Source organism: Nordella sp. HKS 07, assembly GCF_011046735.1.
Lineage (GTDB): Bacteria > Pseudomonadota > Alphaproteobacteria > Rhizobiales > Aestuariivirgaceae > Taklimakanibacter.
The window spans coordinates 3821229-3840108 of the sequence record NZ_CP049258.1 but is presented as its reverse complement, the minus strand read 5'-3'; the positions used below and the strand labels follow the sequence as shown (position 1 = coordinate 3840108).

Annotated in this window: 19 protein-coding genes; 4 read left to right on the top strand and 15 right to left on the bottom strand. The window is 57.5% G+C overall.

The window, feature by feature from the left end:
• Nucleotides 1-283: 283 nt before the first annotated feature.
• The 10 genes from G5V57_RS18070 to G5V57_RS18025 form a co-directional block, all read right to left on the bottom strand.
• Complete coding sequence (locus tag G5V57_RS18070) at nucleotides 284-937, bottom strand: hypothetical protein (protein WP_206530065.1); 654 nt, start codon at nucleotides 935-937, stop codon at nucleotides 284-286.
• Entirely contained in the window at nucleotides 938-1258 is a 321-nt protein-coding gene (locus tag G5V57_RS18065; RefSeq protein WP_165168969.1) for a hypothetical protein, read from the bottom strand.
• The gene (locus G5V57_RS18060; RefSeq protein WP_165168968.1) at nucleotides 1255-1518 is read right to left on the bottom strand and encodes a hypothetical protein; all 264 of its coding nucleotides are present in this window, start codon (nucleotides 1516-1518) and stop codon (nucleotides 1255-1257) included. The genes G5V57_RS18065 and G5V57_RS18060 overlap by 4 nt, the downstream gene beginning before the upstream one ends.
• 280 nt (nucleotides 1519-1798) lie before the next feature.
• Nucleotides 1799-3190 carry a primase-helicase family protein gene (locus G5V57_RS18055; protein WP_165168967.1) on the bottom strand — a complete coding sequence of 464 codons (1392 nt, stop codon included), beginning with the start codon at nucleotides 3188-3190 and terminating at the stop codon, nucleotides 1799-1801.
• Nucleotides 3183-3407: a hypothetical protein gene (locus G5V57_RS18050; RefSeq protein WP_165168966.1), complete on the bottom strand. Its 225-nt coding sequence runs from the start codon at nucleotides 3405-3407 to the stop codon at nucleotides 3183-3185. Before G5V57_RS18050 ends, G5V57_RS18055 begins: the two co-directional genes overlap by 8 nt.
• Entirely contained in the window at nucleotides 3404-4264 is an 861-nt protein-coding gene (locus G5V57_RS18045; RefSeq protein WP_165168965.1) for a hypothetical protein, read from the bottom strand. Before G5V57_RS18045 ends, G5V57_RS18050 begins: the two co-directional genes overlap by 4 nt.
• Complete coding sequence (locus tag G5V57_RS18040) at nucleotides 4261-4713, bottom strand: hypothetical protein (protein ID WP_165168964.1); 453 nt, start codon at nucleotides 4711-4713, stop codon at nucleotides 4261-4263. Before G5V57_RS18040 ends, G5V57_RS18045 begins: the two co-directional genes overlap by 4 nt.
• Before the next feature lie 77 nt (nucleotides 4714-4790).
• Nucleotides 4791-4940: an AlpA family transcriptional regulator gene (locus G5V57_RS18035; RefSeq protein WP_165174176.1), complete on the bottom strand. Its 150-nt coding sequence runs from the start codon at nucleotides 4938-4940 to the stop codon at nucleotides 4791-4793.
• Nucleotides 4941-5148: 208 nt separating this feature from the next.
• Nucleotides 5149-5661, bottom strand: a complete 513-nt coding sequence (locus G5V57_RS18030) for a hypothetical protein (protein ID WP_165168963.1) — start codon at nucleotides 5659-5661, stop codon at nucleotides 5149-5151.
• A gap of 197 nt (nucleotides 5662-5858) precedes the next feature.
• Entirely contained in the window at nucleotides 5859-7124 is a 1266-nt protein-coding gene (locus G5V57_RS18025) for a site-specific integrase (RefSeq protein WP_165168962.1), read from the bottom strand.
• Between the two features lie 533 nt (nucleotides 7125-7657).
• On the opposite strand from G5V57_RS18025, the gene G5V57_RS18020 reads away from it, so the two are divergent.
• Entirely contained in the window at nucleotides 7658-7828 is a 171-nt protein-coding gene (locus G5V57_RS18020; protein WP_165168961.1) for a hypothetical protein, read from the top strand.
• 459 nt (nucleotides 7829-8287) lie between these two features.
• Here G5V57_RS18020 and G5V57_RS18015 read toward each other — a convergent pair whose 3' ends face one another.
• Both G5V57_RS18015 and G5V57_RS18010 read right to left on the bottom strand, forming a co-directional pair.
• Nucleotides 8288-9073: a hypothetical protein gene (locus tag G5V57_RS18015; RefSeq protein WP_165168960.1), complete on the bottom strand. Its 786-nt coding sequence runs from the start codon at nucleotides 9071-9073 to the stop codon at nucleotides 8288-8290.
• 632 nt (nucleotides 9074-9705) lie between these two features.
• Complete coding sequence (locus G5V57_RS18010; protein ID WP_165168959.1) at nucleotides 9706-10143, bottom strand: hypothetical protein; 438 nt, start codon at nucleotides 10141-10143, stop codon at nucleotides 9706-9708.
• A 437-nt stretch (nucleotides 10144-10580) separates the two neighbouring features.
• Between G5V57_RS18010 and G5V57_RS18005 the strand changes: the two genes are divergently transcribed.
• The gene (locus G5V57_RS18005) at nucleotides 10581-11051 is read left to right on the top strand and encodes a CARDB domain-containing protein (protein WP_165168958.1); all 471 of its coding nucleotides are present in this window, start codon (nucleotides 10581-10583) and stop codon (nucleotides 11049-11051) included.
• A gap of 80 nt (nucleotides 11052-11131) precedes the next feature.
• On the opposite strand, the gene G5V57_RS18000 is transcribed toward G5V57_RS18005, so the two are convergent.
• On the bottom strand, nucleotides 11132-11578 hold the full coding sequence (locus G5V57_RS18000; RefSeq protein WP_165168957.1) for a putative lipase: 447 nt from the start codon (nucleotides 11576-11578) through the stop codon (nucleotides 11132-11134).
• A gap of 459 nt (nucleotides 11579-12037) precedes the next feature.
• On the opposite strand from G5V57_RS18000, the gene G5V57_RS17995 reads away from it, so the two are divergent.
• Together G5V57_RS17995 and G5V57_RS17990 are read left to right on the top strand one after the other, a co-directional pair.
• Nucleotides 12038-16690 carry a DUF4062 domain-containing protein gene (locus tag G5V57_RS17995; RefSeq protein ID WP_165168956.1) on the top strand — a complete coding sequence of 1551 codons (4653 nt, stop codon included), beginning with the start codon at nucleotides 12038-12040 and terminating at the stop codon, nucleotides 16688-16690.
• Between the two features lie 156 nt (nucleotides 16691-16846).
• On the top strand, nucleotides 16847-17500 hold the full coding sequence (locus G5V57_RS17990; protein ID WP_206530064.1) for a WD40 repeat domain-containing protein: 654 nt from the start codon (nucleotides 16847-16849) through the stop codon (nucleotides 17498-17500).
• Nucleotides 17501-17687: 187 nt separating this feature from the next.
• Here G5V57_RS17990 and G5V57_RS17985 read toward each other — a convergent pair whose 3' ends face one another.
• Nucleotides 17688-18065, bottom strand: a complete 378-nt coding sequence (locus tag G5V57_RS17985) for a hypothetical protein (RefSeq protein WP_165168955.1) — start codon at nucleotides 18063-18065, stop codon at nucleotides 17688-17690.
• 23 nt (nucleotides 18066-18088) lie between these two features.
• Complete coding sequence (locus G5V57_RS17980; RefSeq protein WP_165168954.1) at nucleotides 18089-18556, bottom strand: hypothetical protein; 468 nt, start codon at nucleotides 18554-18556, stop codon at nucleotides 18089-18091.
• Nucleotides 18557-18880: the final 324 nt, after the last annotated feature.

Here is an 18880-nt window from a genome sequence, read left to right as displayed (position 1 = left end):
TATAAAACCCTCTTAACACGATGCGAGCGCAAAGTCATGCGAACGCGCAAACATTGGGCGCGGTGTTCGAAACTGGCAGCGATATCATCAGGGCACGCCCGTAGTAGACAGCCAACCAGACGGCTTGCGGTGACAGCCAGCGCCGCTACCATATGCGACAGGGCCGGTCCGCTCTTCGCGCTCGGGCCGAGGAAAATTTCGGCGAGCGTACCGTCCCCAAAGCGGCAGATATTGCCGACATAGCACTCGCGGCGACCGGGAAGGCGATGCCGATCAGTCACCGCTAGTTATCCGTAACGAAGCTGTAACGGTCAGATGCACGGTCGCGATAGGCGCGCTGGCGACAGGCGTTCGAGCAGAATCTTGCGTCAGCTCGATTCGGCTGGAAGGGCTTGCGGCAACCATCACACATCCGCGTCCGTCGCGGTGAAGGGAGCTCGCCATTGTGGAGGATTGGGCCGCTGTCATGGCTTGCATCAAAACGGCACCAGGCGAAGTTGTCCTTGCCACTGTATTTCGTGCCAGGAATCCATCTCAGGCGGCCAATCACAACAATATTGCTGCACCTCCTCATGAAGGGCCGCGCCTGCTTTGTTGCCGTCCAATCGTATTCCAGCAGGAGCCAGGTTGGCGCAATTTTCTCAAAGTGACTGATAAGGGCGTGCATGACCGGGCGGGAATAGGGCGGATTCGTAATGATGGCATCGATCTCGCCGTAATTGTCGACCGCAAGCGCATCCTGGCCGGTGCGGATGTCACCGGCATAGACGCAGCGCAGGCCGATCTCCTCGAGATGTCTCACCAAGGTGCCGTCGCCGGAACAGGGCTCGGCAAAGCTGTTTATGCCGCGAAGGTGCGGGATCAGGGGCACGACCGCTGCCTGTGGAGTCGGATAGAAATCGGCCTCACGGCGTTCGAAGTTGGATCGCTTGCCCATCTAACCGGCCGCCTCTCTGCACCTGGATTTTCTGGTGTGGAAAAACTCGGGATCGTGGTGAGGTTTGATGGTGCGGGCCGCCGCCGATCCCGCCAAAAGGGACTCTCGATGCGGATCTTGCACAGGAAGTTTGCAGTCCGGCGCAATCGTCCTGCCAGCGCCACCGGACTCCCCGGCCAAGTCCTTGGACTTGGCGGCCCGTTCACCCGCCATCGGGGAGAGGGCGACCAAAAGCGTCGAGGCCGTTCCCGTCCACACCGCCCGCTTTGCCATCGCCGCACAAACGGCGGTGGCGATCACGTTGGCATCGATCACGTTCATGACCCTATCCTTTCCCTTTGCAAGTACCTCAGGACGGCGTCGATCGCCGCGCCAAGGACACTCGCGGGTTGGCCGCCGTAAGTTTTGGTCAGGCCACGCGCAAGACCGTCTAGCGATGCGCCGTGCTGCAGAGCGATCGAAACGGCAATACCGCCGTCGCGCGCTTCGATTTCAACCGCTGTTCCAACCTTGGCAGCGTGCAGGAAAAGTTCCACCGGCGTTAGGTCGGGCAGGCGAAAGCCCACGGTGACGATCGCCATGACGCCATTATGTTCAAATTCAAAGTGTTCGCATGGTCGGCGGTTTGGAAGAGGAGCTCGAGTCATGGAGCTTCCCCCTAATTGCCAACCTGGGCGCCGTTGACGTGGAACATTTCGAGCTTCGGCAGGCTCGTTCAGTCTCCTTTCGCAGGCGGAGCATTGTGCGGCGGCTCCGCCGGACGCTGGGTCTGGTCCCTGAAGTCCGAGAAGTCCTAGGTTTTCAATCTCGGTCAATTTCGCGTGCTGAAGTGCAGTTACAGAACCTAGGACTTCTAGGATTTCACGGTTCATGCTCTCGCCATCCCAGGAAGCCGCGTGCGGCATCAATGCGTTCCCCTGGTGTTAAATTCTTGTAGCCATAGAGGGTCTGGCGCTTGCCGTCGATCTTCCATCTGCCGTCGTCGGCCATGGGATTGGCGACGCGCAGGTATCCAACCCTCTCCAGAAGCTTCGGCACAATCCGACGGTTTTTCGGATCCTTGATCCATATGCCTATCTCCGCCGAGGCGAAGAGTGCTAGCTTCTCTAGGGTGATGACGTCTGGGGGCTTGCCGTTCACCATCATTACATCGATGACATCGGCGAGTCCGCCTTCCTCGCCACCCTGATTGGCATCAACGACGCTCCAGAACGCTTCCGTCTTTGCCGGAGGCGCTTTCGGATTGAACCCTGTGAGATCGAGTGCGGCCAGCCAAGCGGCGACATGCCGATTTCCGCCGTCTTGATACCAGCGATAGAGCTCGTCGAAATATTCCGTGCCCAATGCACCGGCCGCGAGCGGCGACCATGCGACATAGTGGCGACGATCGTCGGACGGCAAATAGCAACCATCGGTGAGGTAGTTGGTCGTGATGATAACGCCGACAACGTTCGGTACAGAGTATTCACGGATGTTCTTCTCATCGCAGCGAAGCACGTCAGGCGGCGCGGCTATCAGGGGCTTACAACGTTCATAAAAGGTGTAGCGGTTGATCTCGCCCAGATCGCGCGCCTCATTGATCCGTAGGATGACGCTCTTGATGAAGCCATTGAAGCGGCCGAGCAACTGCACCGGCGTCACTTCCATCATATTCCAGGATCCGACCGCATAGCTTAGCGGGACCAGTATCGTGTCCTTGCCGATGCCCGGAGCCCCGCCGAGGAGGAGTGCATGATTGATCTTCTCGAATGGCTTCTGAACACGGTGCGCGAGCCAGAGAAGAATATGATCGGCGTTATCGGGATAGACCTTGTGGACATGGTCAAGCCAGCGACCGGCCTGACGGGGATCTCCAGGAAGACAATTCGGCGGTCGGTAGAGATTGAAAATCGTGGTGCCTGGCCGCTCTATGAACCCGCCATCGGCCACCAACAGACCTCGGATCAGCATTTCCTCGCCCGGAAACCATGTCAGTTGCTCGACCGGTTGATGTTGATCGAGCCAGGCCGTTGCCGGGATTGGTTTGTCGCCGCCAATATTGACCGGCGGAATTCTCGCGTTCACGCTTGATCCGGGCCACAGGTCACGCGTCGGCGCGAATAAATAGCGATGTTGGGGCATGTAAGCATAGAAGTCTTCAAGCCGAAGAGCACCGTCCTCGATGCGACGCTTGCGGTTCCAGCGCGCGTCGGCTTTCTCGCGAGCGTTCACACCGGCAAGATGTGCATCATTCCAATCTCGACCCTTAGCCATGAGGCGCCTCTTCGATTTCGCATTCGAGACCAGCAGCAAGCCAACGAGATCGACAGACCTGCGCCGCTTTCAGGCCGCCGCCGTCCTCATCGTGATCGGCAAAGATCGTGAGAGCCTCGACGCCGCCGAGCACCGGAAAGTACTGGATGCCGGCTTTCGAAGCGGTGGTGCCGCGCCATTTCCCTCCAAGTGCGGCGATGATCTCCCGCGCGGTCATGTCCGTTTACCCGCAAAGATCTTGAGCTGCTTGCGCTCCTCCTCCTCGGCGATCTTGAGGATTTCAAGCTGATCTTGTGGCAAGTGCTCGTTGATTGCGCTTTCGACGAGATCGCGAAGATCGTCGGGCGCGATGGCATCGAGTTCGACTGAGATAGCGCCGAAATTCTTAGCACGGGTGTCTGATGCCTTTGTGGGACGCGTCGGTAGATTCCAAGTTTCTATCTGCTCAGGGGTGACGGCGATGCGCTCAAAAACGATGTCGGCTTCCGGCGCCAGCTCCTTGAGGGTCTCTTCAATCTTCTCGCCGGCATTGACACCAGATGGATCGAAGTCGCCGAGGTGATAGATGAAAACGGGGACGTCCAGGTCATTGATACACTCGGCCGAACTATGCAGGAAAGACAGGCTGGCATAGCCGCGAGAAACCATGAGCGGCACGTCATAGAGACTCGTAATCGGGTACACGACGCCAGAAAGCGCATCCTTTTCCAGCCAGATTTCGCAATAAGCGTCGACGTCATGCCATAGGGCTTTCCGGTATAGCCTGGCGGTGTCGTTGAGTGCTTCCTCGATGCTGTCATAGCTCCGTGGCTTGCGCTGCCAACGGGTGTTGTCGGCAAGCCAGTAGTAGGGCATCTCACCGGTACGGCGCATGTGCACAAGGTCGGTCTGGACCTTCGCATAGCCGGCCTCCGACTTCTCGACGATGCCCCGGACAGTTGCCTGGTAAAACACTTGGCGCACGGTCATCGGCTTCATCTCGGCCACGATGTCGAATAGAGCTTGCCGTCTTTCCTCGATTTCCGCTTTTGTGGAGCGAGACCGTTTTATGTGACTAGCCTGATAAACGGTCATGTCACTAGCGTCACAATTGCTGGCCAGACGTTGCCCGAGATGGCGATCGTTGTCTCAGTTCGTCTATAATCGTCCCGACCCAACCGCTCGTCCGGTGAGGTAACCTTTCTCGCATGAAGACGATTGGGTCGGGCCAGTTCATCCCACAACACGAGCGACTGAAGTGCCGCAGTCACCTTCCACCGACCGCAGTCCGCATGGCACCGGACGAGTACTTTACCGTTGCCGGCGCTCCTTATCGCCAAGCTCGGCTCGCGATCGTCGTGTGCCGGACACTGCGCCATCGAGGAGGCGCTGACTTTGCGCCAGGCGAGGGCGCTGGCGATGGCTTCAGCGCTCATGGCGCACATTGCATTCATACGCCCTCGACGAGCAGATCGAGCGATCTTGCGGCTGGTTAAGCGCAAATGGCTGTTGAACGGCAGGAAAGCTGAGGGTATAGCAATCATTGCAATCATCCTTCGCCCCGCTCGTTGCCCCAAGCTCGATGCGGGGCTTTATCCTTGCTGAGCTTGAGGGATGGGGCTTAGGCGGTGCGGTTTTGCGCTCGAGAAATAAGCCAAGCCTTGTACTCAGACCTGAACCAGGCATTTCGACCAGGGCTGAGCTTGATCGGCTCGGGGAAGTCTTTCGCACGCCTGAGGCGCCAGAGCGTTGAGCGAGAGATGCCTCCCATTTGGTCGAGCAACTCTGACTCTGAGATCAACCGATCGGGCTGCGCTGACTCCTCGACCAATTGGCTGGCATGGTTAGCTGTTTGCGCCATTGTCATCACCCTGTGTCAGTGTGCCGCGATGTGCTGCGTCACGCTGCAGGATGTTTCACATGATCCGAGTGTTATCGGCAGTAGGGGCGAATTCGCGATTTGCTCCCTAGGTGGCCCGTTATGCCCTTTTCTTCTTCCGTCCTCGGGCGAGCCGCGCCGCATTCGAGCGGCCAGCGCCACCGCGGTAGCGCTCGCCAGCCTTCCACATTCTGGCTGTCAGTATTTCCCCATTTGTGTCGTTCACCCCCAAAAAGGCTGGCTTGTACTTGTGCCGCCAACCCCGCGCCGTGCTTTCATCGATCCCAAACGCCATACAAATGGTCTTCTTGGGGTGAGGATCCACCTTTATCTGAATGACTACCTCATTGTGCTTCAATCGACCCTCGCACGCTTTCCAATAGGCGAGCGCATACCCAATATCCTGTTTCTCCAAATCGCCAGCAGACGGGCTTCCCTTTGCAGCTGCGTCCGTGATAAATTTCGGGATCGATCCATCAGCCAAGCTAAATGCCATTCTCTTGATCACTGTCAGAAGTTCAGCCGTTAGATTCAATGCCACCTGCCGCTCGTAATACTGAAGAATGAGCCCGACAGATTTCCACCAGTGTCGCAGCAGAATCTTATCGGTCATGTTTCGCCGCTTAATCTCCAGGGCCGCAGATCGGAGCCTCCGCTCCTGATCTAACAGCCCCTGCCATTTTTTATCAGGCAGTAAGTCATCTCGAGACTCAAGATCCTCGGCTCGGAGAGGAGGTTGCGATTCGGTTACTCGTCTTTTGGCTCCCATCTGGGCGAGCAACTGATCGAGGGATATGTCTCGCTTCGTATTCACTCGCCTCGGCGCCCCAGAGCAACAACGTTGTTTAACCTTTGAGTTCCGGCAAAAATGCGCTCCAATTCGGAAGCCCAAGCTTCCAATGCCTGCCGCTTCTCGGCAGCATAGTCGTGATGGATATAGACCTGGCTCGTTATCGTCCGCCGGAGTTCCGAACCGTGATTGAGAACGCGCCCTACAATTCGGTCGGGAATGCCCAAGCGTGCCATCTGGGAGGCGGCCGTCCGACGAAGGTCATGAGGTGTCGCCGGATCCTTTGACAATCCGAGGCTTGTTAGCTCACCACGCATCGCGTGTGAGAGCGCGTGCGATTCCACGGGCTTTTCATGGGGTTTTCCTGATCCAGATGACCTGGGACGGCTTGGAAACAAATAATCCCCGCGCTTTCCGAGCTCGATAGCCTGACGGAGCAGCTCAACTGCCAGACCAGACAAGGGAACAAGGTGTGGCTTGCGGTTCTTCGTTCGCGCCGCGGGAATAATCCAGGTCGCATTTTCCAGATCGAGCTCGTCATGCCTGACGCCACAGACCTCACCCGGTCTTTGCCCTGTCACAAGCACCAGCCGGAGAGCTATTCTGGATCGCGCTGACATTTTTGCTACCTCGAGCCCAGTCCAGAAGCCGCGGATTTCCTCGATGCCCAGGGCGCGCTCCTTGTGCCTTTCCTCAATATCGGTCGGCATGTTCATTGCCGGATTTGCGTCGATAAGGTCTTTGCTGACGGCCCAGGACAAAGCTCGCCTGATAGCTGCAAGCGTCCGGTTCACGGTGACCGTCGCCCCTCGCTTCCTGACGGCATCTAAAACGCCCCGAATGTGCGCTCGCGACAGATCGGGCAATTTGACGCTGCCGATCAGAGGTCGAACATCCTTCTTGAAGATGCGGGTAACCTCCTGGGTCCAGGCCGCCGTCGGTCGCGGATGATGGGCAAGGAATTGATCCAATAGTTGATCGACGGTGTCGGCCTTTTTATAGGCCGTAACGTCGCCCGCGGGGTCTGATCCCCTCTGAATGTTAACCTTTAGCTCAGCGGCCCTGGCACGGGCCTCGGCCAAGCCAATTTCGGGCCATGGGCCGATCGTGGTCCTTCTCCTCTTTCCATCGCTCCGGCGGCGATACAGCAAGGCCCACGACTTGGCGCCGTTCGGGGTCACCCTGAGCGTTAGCCCTTTGGTCTGGGTGTCCGTGAAGTCGTGCCTATCTTTGACGCTGATGGCCTCGATACCTCGAGCTGTCCACTTAAGATCGACTTCCGGCATTCAAAGACCTCCGGGGTTCCGCTGGGGTTCCACTGTGACGCAACATGGTGCCACAGGCTGAAACAACCAGAAAGCCCAAAATGCTGTTATTATTGGCTTCTGCTGTTTCAACGTGTTCCATAATTGTTCTCCTTGTTTCAGATACAACAGACTACGAATCTGGGGGTCAGAGGTTCGAATCCTTTCGGGCGCGCCAAATTTCTCCACGAAAAATCACTTGCAAATCAATGCTTTGCATACCGGTGACTCCTCTGTCAACGGGTCGAGATATGTTGGAGAGAAACAACCTCGGGCGCAGGTAGGGCGCAACTTAGATTATTAGGCTATTGATTTTCATTGTCTTTCTCTAGCCATCGGGCATGACTCTGATTTCCAATCAGGTGGTCAGGCTAACTCGCAACGACACTGCGAGTCATCGAATCTCCGACGTCCATCTGGCGATACGTTAACGTCTACAGGCACGGTCTTCAGACGGGCCAGCGCGCGATCGGTAGCCGTCGAGAGGCGGCTTGTCGTGACGCCATAATTCCCGCGTGCTGATCCTCTTCCTAAAATCCAAGTCCGCCGACCCAGACGAACAGATGCCGTTGCCTGAGAAGCTGCGGCGCATCCTGCTGCTGCGGATCAACGAGGCGAAGACGGAAGAGGATCGGCGGCGAGCGCAGCGCGAGCTGGACCAGTTAGGTGGTGTAAGCACCGCTTAGTTTCCAACCGATGGGCCAAAGACTGCGACCACCGCGAGGACGAGCGCAAACAAGAGCACGATGGCGAGATTACCTTCAGCCGCGGCCTCCATCAGGAATGGGATACGGACTGACAATTTGTTTCTCTTTGGCATCGTTCGGAGCTGCTGGTTGGTTAGAGTTGCCTCACGATGCACGGAAGACTGCCGTTGCGTACTTACAATCGCGTGCAACGCTTTCGCCAAGCCCGTATATCGCGCCGCTTGGAGTGTTCTTAGCCTCCGGCGCTTGCTGGCGCTCAAGCCTGTCCGCATTCCAGTTTTCTCCTCTGCCGAGAATCAGCAACCAGAAGAAACTAGATGCTTTGTGCCGGACTTTCAGAGAGGAGTTTCCGGACTTCGGCACACGCAGATGATTTTCTGAATCTCGGAAAATCCTTGTAGAATTTCCGACCTTCGCATCAAGGCGTTCCTGCTTTTACTATACGGCCGTTTCGGCAAGCGCCGCGAGATGGCCTTTTCGCAACGCCCGCAAATGCCTTGTCACGGCATCCACTGTAAGTTGGGTGCCATTGCTCTTCTGAAGCTCAGGCAGGCGCATTTTCAGAATTGCTCGCGCCGTTTCGCTATCATTCCGTATAAGCTCTGGCGATTGCTTGAACAGCGCCTTCGCAGCCGCTGCGATCGCATTGCGTGTCTTGACACCTTGCCGCAGCCGTTCCTCCCTGGCCGTGGGCAAGCCGCTCTCCCTCCATTCAGACATGGCAATGCCGTCCCACATATAATCTTCGTAGCAAGTCATTGTCATATGCTCAGCGACGGCCGCGCCAAATTCAAACGCCAGGCGCAAGGCTTTTTCCATATCGGTCGCGGGCGGCTCACGGCTAAGCAGCGCATCCATAACATTCATTTTGCCCAGTTCAGACGCTCGCTGACGCCCATATTCGAGCAGCCGAAACTCCATACTGAAATTCGCTTCAATGCCGGTTGGTGAGTTGACCTTCTCGAGCTCGCCGTAAAAATAGTTCAGCATATCAGCCGATGTTTCCAGCAGCTTCTCATCGATTACTTCGACAAACTCGGCGAAATTATCCTCGGTGAGATCGGAGGGAAACCAATATCGAGCAAAGGTTGGGCCACAAAAGCGAAGAACCTCGAAATGCTCTTTGTTGCAGGAACTACAGAAAGTCTTGAGCAGGTCGTACTGCCTGTCGTGCACCTTGATGGATTTGATGACGGGATACGATCCCTCGGAATCGCTGGCCATCCAAGGACTCTACGCGATCCATCCCGAAATCAATAGGTCATAGCTTAGGGTCCCATTTGACCTATTTTCGCGACATTCACTGAATGGGCGGTGCAGCAGACCGGAAAATCTACGACTAAGCCGATAGCCCCAATTTCGATTAAAGTGTCTGGCCGACCATTGACATCCAGACGGGAATCTAACGATCAGAACATCGAGCCAGGTCACCGGACAGACCACCAGACCGCGGCCGCCATGGCTCAGTCTGGTAATCTAAAAGCGGCGCAATTTCGGGCGTAGGTCGGGCGCAAAGGCCCGGGATTTTGAGCGTATTTACGATGATGTTGCGTGAGTTCGACCTTGGCTAAGCGGCTGATTTCGTGACATAAAGTTATAATTCGTGAACCTCAGTGACTATTGCCAAACTAGCCTACGAATCTGGGGGTCAGAGGTTCGAATCCTTTCGGGCGCGCCATTAAATAGTTGAAACGTGGTAATATTTTTTGGAACCATAATGTCGTCGACCTTTCGGGGTAACACGGGGGTAACACGCTAACCGCGCTTCGACATTGCCGGCCCGCACTGGCGCGGTGGATGTAAAGAGCGTTTGAACCGAGATTCCTGCCTCGCTTGCCTGAACCTCTATATTGGCTCTACCGCTGCGCAGCCCATAGAAGTGAAGTTCGAGCGCCGTCGCAGAGTTGCAATGCCATGATGCCTGTCTCTCCGATATCGTCGACGCGCGAAAGGCCCGTAAAGGGGATGAGGCGAACCATCGTGTGTTCTGTCGTATCCAGTCGACGGCGAATCCATTCCACCCGATCTGTGCGGTGGTGCGGTATCCGCACGTGACGGAGATGCACTGGATCGGTCACGAAGGCGAGGCCTCCGGCCTGGTCGAGCCAGGCCATCCAGCCCTCGGTCGGCTCGTGGCACCAGGACTGGTCCTGCGGCCAGCGTGGCAGGTCGAGCACGCAAACCGCGCTCGGCACAAATGTATGGCCGCGTCCCCGGACGACGCTCGAGAACCAGAATGCAGGAGCAGGATAGGGTCCGGTCACCTGGACCGGGGTTGAGGTCATGTTCGACATCGATCCACGGATCGTCTGTCACAATAATACGCCTCTCCACACTCACATCCGGCCACAGGAGCCCTCGTCCTGTGAGAGACACGGCGATCCGGCTCGGTGTGACATTCGCATTGGTGATCGGCCATTGCTGGTGGCGGAGATCGTTATGCCAATAGGAATCTTACCATAGCCGGCAAGCGAGGAGCCCGAAACGATCTGGGACCCTGGGGCGATTCAGGTCGACTTGGGACGCTCCCACCCCGGCCACCTTTCGCAGATGGTCTGCGACTCATCCGTCACCATCATTCTTCTCCGGGCGCGCATTGGGATGGGGACGGAAGTCTGTGGCCGGATGAAGGCACACTTTCGGCCCTCAGGACCCACGAGGCTAGGTCGACTCGCTTTCTTAGCTGCGTCGTGTCTGGTATATTGCGTTATCCTCTAAAAGGGAGGCGACTATGCCCAGCATAGATTTGACGCTCGGCGAGCTGGATCGGTTCGCTCAGAGGTTCAGAGCGGAATTTGGGACGCCACGGCATATTCTCCCCCTGCCCAATCTCCGCATTAATAGAATAACCACAATTTTCATCGATTTTAATCTGACTCAGCTTCAGATCGGCGCAAACATCGCAAATGTCGGGACCGTCGCCGCTGGCCCGTTCAACGTCATGACAATTATTCCGCCCGATCCGCCCCTGTTTCAGCGAGTCGATGGGTTAGCACCGGGCACGGCCATCGATCTGGTGCTCACAGTTCTTGAGAACGCAGGCGGGCAAGAGACGTGCGTGACCGTGGTTGTCGATCCGCCCACTAACGAACGACCCTATGGGGAAGTCTTCGAGTCAAACATAGAAGACAATGTCCTCACCGACTGTTTTATCGTGCTGAAACCACCAGACAAAATCCCAATACCAGACGACAAGCGTTGACGGTAACACCGGAGCAACATGCTATCGTCGCTTTGACATAGCCCGGATTAGAATCGGCTTGTAGATGATTGATGCCAGTCTCATGAGACCAATCCCGATACCATCGATTCAGGGCATGCAGATCGATCCGTGAGCGATGCAATCCCTGACCCCATGTGGGGTGTCGCAAGAAAAACCACTTTAGTGACACGGTCCAAAAACTGAAGAACTTCGTCACGTGACTGGGACTTGTCGTGAGCGTGGCGAAGGAGCTGCTTAGCAACAAGACCGCCCAGACTATAACAAGCAAAAGCAATTGGTCCCGTTTTCAGGCCCGGTCCGAGAATTAGTCGTTCAAAGACATTGATGCTGCGGTCCTGCAAATGCATCACCGTTCCGCGCAAGCGTGATGCACTTGCGGCATATTGGAGGGAATAGACGCCGAGCCCCGGGATTTCTTCAGCGAGCCCGCGCGGCCAGAAAGCGCCATCCGTCTTATCGTACCGCCACGTTCCATAGGCATCTCCACCGAGACCATGCACGAACACGACGCTCCCGAGCGGCAAGCCTTTGGTTCGGCAATCCTGACTAGATCAGTCATTGGAAGCGCAGCCCATTCCGACTCGATCACAATATCATAGTCGGTCAGCGTTAGGTTCGATTTCTCTCATTTAAGCCAGTCGCACGCGCTTGGCATGGTCATCGGACCGGCGCAGGAGCGCGACGGTCCCAGATTTCAAGGGCGGCCGCGTCAGGCAAGCAGCGCCAATATGGCCGAGGCTGCATTCTGAATTGCCAAACTGTAGGAGTGGCTCGCAACGTAGGCGTTTCAACCCCGGTTCATCTGCGTGAGGTTGAAAGCCCGGAGGCGCGCAACATGCGGCGCGTCGCGAGGAATTTGCCGATCGAGGAGAAGCCGCGGACCGGCCTGCGAAAGCGTTGCTCAGGATGCGGACCGTTGGGGAGAGAGCTTTATCTACGGTCATCTCGGGTGCATAATCGAGTGAATGCAAGCGACCGTTCACGTGTTCGTGAGCTCCACGAAAAAGGATCTCCGCCCCGAGCGGAAGGCCGTGGAAACGGTTGTCAACCAGATGCGAGCGACGAAATTCGTCGGCATGGAATATTTCGGGAGCCGCGACGAAACGACAGCCGAAGCCTCTCTCGCCGAGGTTGGCCGCTGCCAGCTGTATATCGGGATCCTGGGTGGGCGCTACGGTAGCGGAATCACGGAACAGGAGTACCGCAGAGCCATCGAGCGGCAGCTGCCGTGCTTGATCTATTTCAAACGGGATGACCGCAGCACCCAACGGGACCGCGACAAGGCCAGCGCGGCGAAGTTGCGTGCGCTAAAGAAGGAACTAAAAAAACAGCACACAGTAAAGACCTATTTCGCGGGCCCGGACGATCTTGCAGCCATGGTCGCAACCGACCTGCATAACTGGCTTTTCGACAAATATCTCGGTCCCCGGCTTGAAGCATTGCTGCAGGGTGGACGCCCGGAAGGGGATCTCGACGCGCTCCTCGGCGCCGTTCGGGAGCTGAGCGCGCTGGGGAAGGACCTCGTATCGCGGCTCCAAACCGCCGGCCTCGTAAGTGCCCAGCTCGCGGACGCCTATATTGACCCGACTCCAGTCTTTAGACGCGTCAAACTGGAGCAATTCGTCGGCCGGGAGTGGATCACGGCGGCAATCGAAGCGTTTCAACAGTCGAACGATTGCGGCTACTTCGTGCTCGAAGCTAAAAGCGGCATGGGCAAGACGGCCTATCTGGCGCACTACGCGCAGCACGTCGATTGCGTGCACCACTTCTGCGAACAGGCGCGGGGATCCACGGGTATCACACAAACGATCCGCAACATCGCCGCGCAGCTTGTGAATCGATGGCGGCTCCCGCGCGATCTAGCGACGGCGCACCTCGCCGAACCGGCGGACAGGCCAGACTTGCAGTCGCTGTTGTTCCGGATTGCGGCACACCGCGATGAAACCGATCCAGGCAGGTCAATCATTATTGTTGTCGACGCTCTCGACGAGGCCGGGACGCCGGAAGGTCAAAATGTGCTCGGCCTGCCGCAGGTGCTTCCCCGCGGGGTCTACCTTGTAGTTTCGCAACAACCCGTCGGGGTAAGTCTCAACGTTCAGGCTCCCCGAACAGTCTTCAAGATTGAAGCGGGTAACACAGACAACCGGCACGACGCCGAGGTCTACGTGACCTCGACGCTCCAGGCCGCTGGAAGCTTGGCATTCGCAGACGTGCAGGCCGCGATCGACGCTCTCCTGGACAAATCTGACGGCAACTGGATCTACCTGCACCACGTCATTGCGGAGATCCAAAGCGGCGAGCGGAAGCTCGACGATCTGCAATCGTTGCCGAATGGGCTCTGGCAATACTATGCGCGGCACTGGCTTGCCTGGAGCGCCAGGCATTCCGAGGACTGGAACAAGCTGCACCTGCCGGTTCTAGCGGCGTTGGCAGCGGCACAGGAAGCCGTATCCGGGCAAGTCCTCGCGGCCCTCGCAAATGTCCCCGAGCCCGGGTTAACAAAACTGTTGGAGCAACACTGGCTTCCGTTCCTGAACGTTTACGAGAGCGTTCCGCCGCGCTACGGCCTGCATCACGCGAGCCTTCGCGAATTCCTCGAAGGCCACGTCAACATGAAGCAACTGACGGCGCCGGAGCAAAGCTTTACTCGCTCCCTAGCAAATGCCGTGCGCTCTACTCACTCCGCGATCACGAATCGTTACCTGAATGCGTGGGGCGGCTTGAAGAACCACCTTCCAGGACTGCGGGATGTCTCGCTGCGCGAACTCGATGAGCGATATGGATTGAAACACCTGGTGGTGCATCTCGAGCGTGCCGCGCGCCACGATGAGCTGCACGCCCTGCTCGCACTTGAATGGCGCCACGAGGAGATTACCCGCCGGCGACGATCTGGCTGGCTGGGGCTGTTCGACAGGATCATCGGCAGATTACATGAAGTGCACCATTGGCGCGTCGAGAACGCTTGGTACACGGCCCATGAGGAAACCGCGCTGCTCGACAACTACCTCGCGGATCTCCACCATGCCTGGCACCTGGCCAGGACAATCACCAAGGAACGTGTCAGAAGCGGTAAGAAGTCTTCCACAGTAGCTTGGGAGATTCGATATGCCCTGATCAAGGCATCCATCAACAGCATGGCCGGTCGCTTGCCGCCGGCCATCTTGTCGGCGCTGGTTCAGAGGGAAGTATGGCCGGTCGACCACGCATTGATGTATGCGCGCCGGATATTGGACCCGATCCAGCGTGCCAGAGCCTTGACCGTTCTTGCTGCATACATTCCGGATGCTCACAGAGCGGGGGCAGTTAGGGAGGCCTACGATACAGCACGTCAGATTGAAGATCCCGGGCAACGCTGTCAGTCCATCACAGAATTGTTGGCGAGCGCCGGCAAACTCGTCCCAGCTGGTGCATCGGAGGCTGCACTCGACGCGGCGCTCCAGATCGAAAAGCTGACGGATATGAAGGGCTGCATCGAGCGCGTTGCCCCATTCCTGACATCGGCCGGATGTCGACATGCCATGCAGTTCGCCCTTGGTCGGGATGATTGGGAGGGACGTTTCGACATCATGGAGACACTCGCGAACAACGCGCCGGCCGCGTGCCAGCGCAGGGTCCGCGGTGACTTCGACGCGATCGTCAAGCGCCTGAGCGACAGCCGTAGCTACGGGATTCAGGCGACGATTGCTCCCTACCTGGAAGGAGAGCAGCGGAAGGCCGTGATCGCTGAAGCCCTGCGACACGCAGCCGCCGCGCGGTACGAATATCCGGTCAAGGGGACGGTGGCGCGCATTCGTCTTGCGGAAGCCGCGTCGGACGAGGACAAGGCCGAGCATTGGAAAAGCCTCGTAGACGATGTTCTCAGTTGCACCGTGCCGGTGTATCAGTCCGAAGCGCTCGGCCATCTGGCGCCGAAGCTCGACGGCGATCCTTTGCGGCGGCTCGCGGACAGCTTCATCAGTAGAAAGCTGGGCGACATCGAACTCTGGAATCCTGAAGGCATGATCACCGTCGCGGTGCGCTGCGCCCAGACGGGCGACTGCGCGCGGGCCTTCGCGCTGGTGCAGAAGCTCAACGTCCGCAGGGACGTGGCTCTCGGCCGGATGGCACCCTACCTGCCGGCGCCTTGGTTGGATCCGGCCTTGCGTCTTTCCGATTCACTCGACCGAGACGTGCGGCGGCGCGTCTACAACGAAGCAACCGCCAAGTCCCGGGACATAGCGAACGCTCGGATACCCGCGATGCTAGGGCTGGCCCCTCGCTTGGCTGCATTGGGACGCGTCGAGGAGGCCCTGTTCATCGTACGCTCGCTTACCAGCACCGATCATACCGACCAATGGGTGCAGCTCCTTGAGGCCATGGCGCCACATCTGCCCGCAGCACAACTGAAAATTCTCCTCGGTCTGGCCCGCGTCATCGATGATGGCGAGGAGCAGACGTCCGCGTTGGCTCGATTCGCGCGCTTCCTGCCCGCAAACCACGTGGCGTCACTGCTGATCCGGACCCGCAGAATTGGAAAGGACCTTGGATACATCGACCCCGGAGGCTTCATCGACCCTGGCGGCCGCTTCAGCAGCAGCCTGGGAATGGAAGAGCGGGCAGGCGCCGCGGCCTTGCTTGGACGCAGGCTGGCGGAGCTAGGTTATGAGGACGAAGCCCTCGCTTCCGTTGCCAGATCAATGGGAAAGGAAATGATCGTGTATCGCGCCCGAGCGATGGCCGCGCTGGCTCCCGCCCTGTCGGAACGAGGCCTTGCGGAGGCACTCGCGGCTGCTGACGCCATCGAGCCTCTGAACCGCGCTACCGAGAGGCTGTACGCGACGCTGGCACCCTATTTGCCGATGCACTTGCGAAAAGCCGCCCTCGCTAAGGCCTACAAGGTTCCCGTTCAGGATTTTTCCTGGATTCCTCGAATGCTGCTGCTCGGCCAACTGGCGCCGCAGCTGGAGGAACCCGAGCGCTCGCGCGCGGCCAAGGAGGCTCTTATGCTCTGGCGCGAGCATAAGTCCAGGATGGGGCCGGAGCTTCGGGAAGAGGCCTTTGATCAAATCCTAACAGCCGCGCTGTCCTCTGCTCCTGAAGACACGTTGGCGGAAGTGCGCTCATATTTCTCGGATATGGAACAGGATCCGAAACAACTGGCTCACTTCCTCAACCACGTGCTGGAACACTTGCCCGATTCGGAACGGACAGCGTTGGTGAGCCGGATGATTGAAGTTCATGGTGCCGCATCGGCGCGCCCGCTAGCGCGCCACTTGTCCGAGCCACTTCTGCGATCGCAGCTGGCTGCGATCATAAAAGAAGGCAATACTGACATATTGTTTGCTGCTGGCACACGCCTTGCAGAACTCGGTTTCGCGAACGTAGCCATGAGGTGTTTAATCAAACACGCGCCACCGGCAGACGCGCTCAGGTGGCTTGCCGATCAAGCCTTCCGGCCTAAGCCTGCCCTGATTGCGGAGGCGTGGGGAAAGTTCCTTCCCGCCATTGCCCAGTACACACGGGGTGACCTGCTGAACGACCTAGGGAAACTGGCCTCTGTCGTGATTGAACTGGGCGGAGAGTCGGTTGCGTCGGAGATCGTGGACGTAACCGACAGTGTCGGACGCTGCTGGCGATAGGATTTCACCTGCAAGCGGTCCAAATCAGAATGAAGAGAAGTGATAATGGGCCTTCCCCAATCGCTCGTCTTTACTGGGCATAAGATCGACCTGCCGGATCGACCAAACCACGTTTCCCCCCGCGGCTAGACTACGCTTGGGTATTTTGATTCAAGCTTGCGCCTTGCATTGCTTGCCTTGCAGAAGAGTGACGAGTCGCCCTTCGCGGTGGTGATGCGGGATGCTCGACGGCCAATTGGTGTCTGTTTTGGCGACGAGGCAGTTCCGTTTGATGCCAACCACTTTGCTGAAATCGCACTGGCGAACAGCCTGCAGAAAATACCCCAACTTTTCGCATTGGTGCATGATCAAGGGGTGCGCTCTTCCGCCTTCTCGCCGGATGGCACGCGGGTTGTGACGGCGTCTTCGGACAAGACAGCCCGCCTCTGGGATGTAGCGACGGGCAAGCCCTTGGGCGAGCCCCTGCACCATGAGAGCGCTGTCTGGTCAGCCGCCTTCTCGCCGGACGGCACGCGGGTGGTGACGGCTTCTCGGGACAAGACCGCCCGCATCTGGGATGTGAGGCGGGCGGTGGTCCTGAAGCTTGACGAACTCGCGCGACTTGTCTGCGCGCATTATCTAGGGGGGTCGGCGAAGCCGACGGACGATGAACTACATCTCGTCGGCATGGAGGGCGAACCGGTAGCCGATCTTTGCGACGGCCATGCCGAAAAGCCGTTACAGAAAGACAAGTGCGTCATCCCGGAGGGAGGTGCGAACCGCGGCATCGTCACGGCACCCCAAGATCGCCGCGACGAAGGAGGAGGCTAGAATCGCCCAACTCGGACTTGGCCAAAGGTCATAGTAGTCCAACTCAAGATTCCGCCGAAGCCGGCAATGAGCATCCCAGTACAGCGTTGGCCGCTTGCTCAAAATCCCAGGGCAACGCCAACGAGGCGCTGGTCCTGTACCGCAAGGCAAGCGGTCTGGGCCTTCATAAGACTGGCCCTGATCACAATCATTCAATTCCGAATGACAGTTTTGGAAGCGTCTCACTCAACTCAAGGCCATTGGCTCTGGCAATGAGATGTGACCCATCCTGAAACTGGAGATTAAGTAAAAAGTTGAAGCGCCAAGTATCATCGCCGTTGGGGACGGACTTAATGGAAACATGACCCGACTTCATCGCACCTCTAGTTGTTGGTGAAATGTGTTCCAGAAAGAACGGACCAGCGTCACTGTTGTCGTCGAAATGCCCGAGATCATCTGAAAGGATGGCCACGACGGTGTTGTCAAACATCTCGACGCTAACTTCAACATGAGTGTCAGTGTCCTTATCTTCATCGTTTGTATGAAACGTGATACTAACACGCTCCAAACCCGCATCGTCGGCCATTTTGTCTTCTCCTGAACGAATCTCTAATTAATGAGGAAGGATTGGGATGGGTTGGTCAGTATACCTAGCTCCAATCCGTTAGCTTCAGCAATGAGGTGCCCACCGTCAGCGAAAAGTAGGTCCAGAAAAAAATTGAATTTCCAGGTGTCGTCCGGGAGGGTCAATCCATCTGCGGCCGAGGCAGTTAGGTGGACCTCGACGCGTCCGCTCTTGAGCCTCTCCATTCGAACCGGTGCCAGAATTAGCAAGGTGAATGGTCCTGCGTCGCTGTGGTCTCCGAACCGATTGAAGTGTCCTGAAATTGCGGCCACAGCTATGCGGTCCTCATCTACTCTCACAGCTACGTTTACCTGAGTGTTGGTGTTCTTATCATCGTCGTTCGTGTGAAAGCTTATGCTTGCCCTGGTCAAGAGCGGATCGCGGTCAGGCGGAGGCACATCTGGTTTGATCGGGAGTGGTTTTGTGGGAAGTTTTACCGGTGGTTTTACCATGTCAGACGTCCTCGCTCATTAACAGTCGTGGTAAGAATTGCGAAATAGAATTCATGATTGTGTCTCCATGATTCTCCAGACGGTCATGCTGAGAAAAAAGAATTCTCCTGTCAGGTACTGAATGAAAAAATGGTGGGTGCCTTCTTCGAGTCGAGCCGGATGTGGTTGGTTGACGATTCCGCTGAACTCAACAGGCTGTAATTGAATGCGTCGATTGTGGGCATAGAGGGACCCTCCCAGCCGGACACAGGCGAACACATCTGCTGTCAACGTCGCTGATTATCGGCGGCGTTCACTCCTGAAGGGCTGCGGCACGCTTGCTGC

Excerpts from the sequence above, each read along its gene's own strand:
- G5V57_RS18015 (WP_165168960.1), bottom strand. The coding sequence starts at position 9,073 with ATGGCCAGCGATTCCGAGGGATCGTATCCCGTCATCAAATCCATCAAG.
- G5V57_RS17995 (WP_165168956.1), top strand. The coding sequence starts at position 12,038 with ATGCAAGCGACCGTTCACGTGTTCGTGAGCTCCACGAAAAAGGATCTC.
- G5V57_RS18050 (WP_165168966.1), bottom strand. The coding sequence starts at position 3,407 with ATGACCGCGCGGGAGATCATCGCCGCACTTGGAGGGAAATGGCGCGGC.
- G5V57_RS18005 (WP_165168958.1), top strand. The coding sequence starts at position 10,581 with ATGCCCAGCATAGATTTGACGCTCGGCGAGCTGGATCGGTTCGCTCAG.
- G5V57_RS17980 (WP_165168954.1), bottom strand. The coding sequence starts at position 18,556 with ATGGTAAAACCACCGGTAAAACTTCCCACAAAACCACTCCCGATCAAA.
- G5V57_RS17985 (WP_165168955.1), bottom strand. The coding sequence starts at position 18,065 with ATGGCCGACGATGCGGGTTTGGAGCGTGTTAGTATCACGTTTCATACA.
- G5V57_RS18040 (WP_165168964.1), bottom strand. The coding sequence starts at position 4,713 with ATGATTGCTATACCCTCAGCTTTCCTGCCGTTCAACAGCCATTTGCGC.
- G5V57_RS18035 (WP_165174176.1), bottom strand. The coding sequence starts at position 4,940 with ATGGGAGGCATCTCTCGCTCAACGCTCTGGCGCCTCAGGCGTGCGAAA.
- G5V57_RS18055 (WP_165168967.1), bottom strand. The coding sequence starts at position 3,190 with ATGGCTAAGGGTCGAGATTGGAATGATGCACATCTTGCCGGTGTGAAC.
- G5V57_RS18060 (WP_165168968.1), bottom strand. The coding sequence starts at position 1,518 with ATGGCGATCGTCACCGTGGGCTTTCGCCTGCCCGACCTAACGCCGGTG.
- G5V57_RS18010 (WP_165168959.1), bottom strand. The coding sequence starts at position 10,143 with ATGTCGAACATGACCTCAACCCCGGTCCAGGTGACCGGACCCTATCCT.
- G5V57_RS18070 (WP_206530065.1), bottom strand. The coding sequence starts at position 937 with ATGGGCAAGCGATCCAACTTCGAACGCCGTGAGGCCGATTTCTATCCG.
- G5V57_RS18065 (WP_165168969.1), bottom strand. The coding sequence starts at position 1,258 with ATGAACGTGATCGATGCCAACGTGATCGCCACCGCCGTTTGTGCGGCG.
- G5V57_RS18045 (WP_165168965.1), bottom strand. The coding sequence starts at position 4,264 with ATGACCGTTTATCAGGCTAGTCACATAAAACGGTCTCGCTCCACAAAA.
- G5V57_RS18030 (WP_165168963.1), bottom strand. The coding sequence starts at position 5,661 with ATGACCGATAAGATTCTGCTGCGACACTGGTGGAAATCTGTCGGGCTC.
- G5V57_RS18025 (WP_165168962.1), bottom strand. The coding sequence starts at position 7,124 with ATGCCGGAAGTCGATCTTAAGTGGACAGCTCGAGGTATCGAGGCCATC.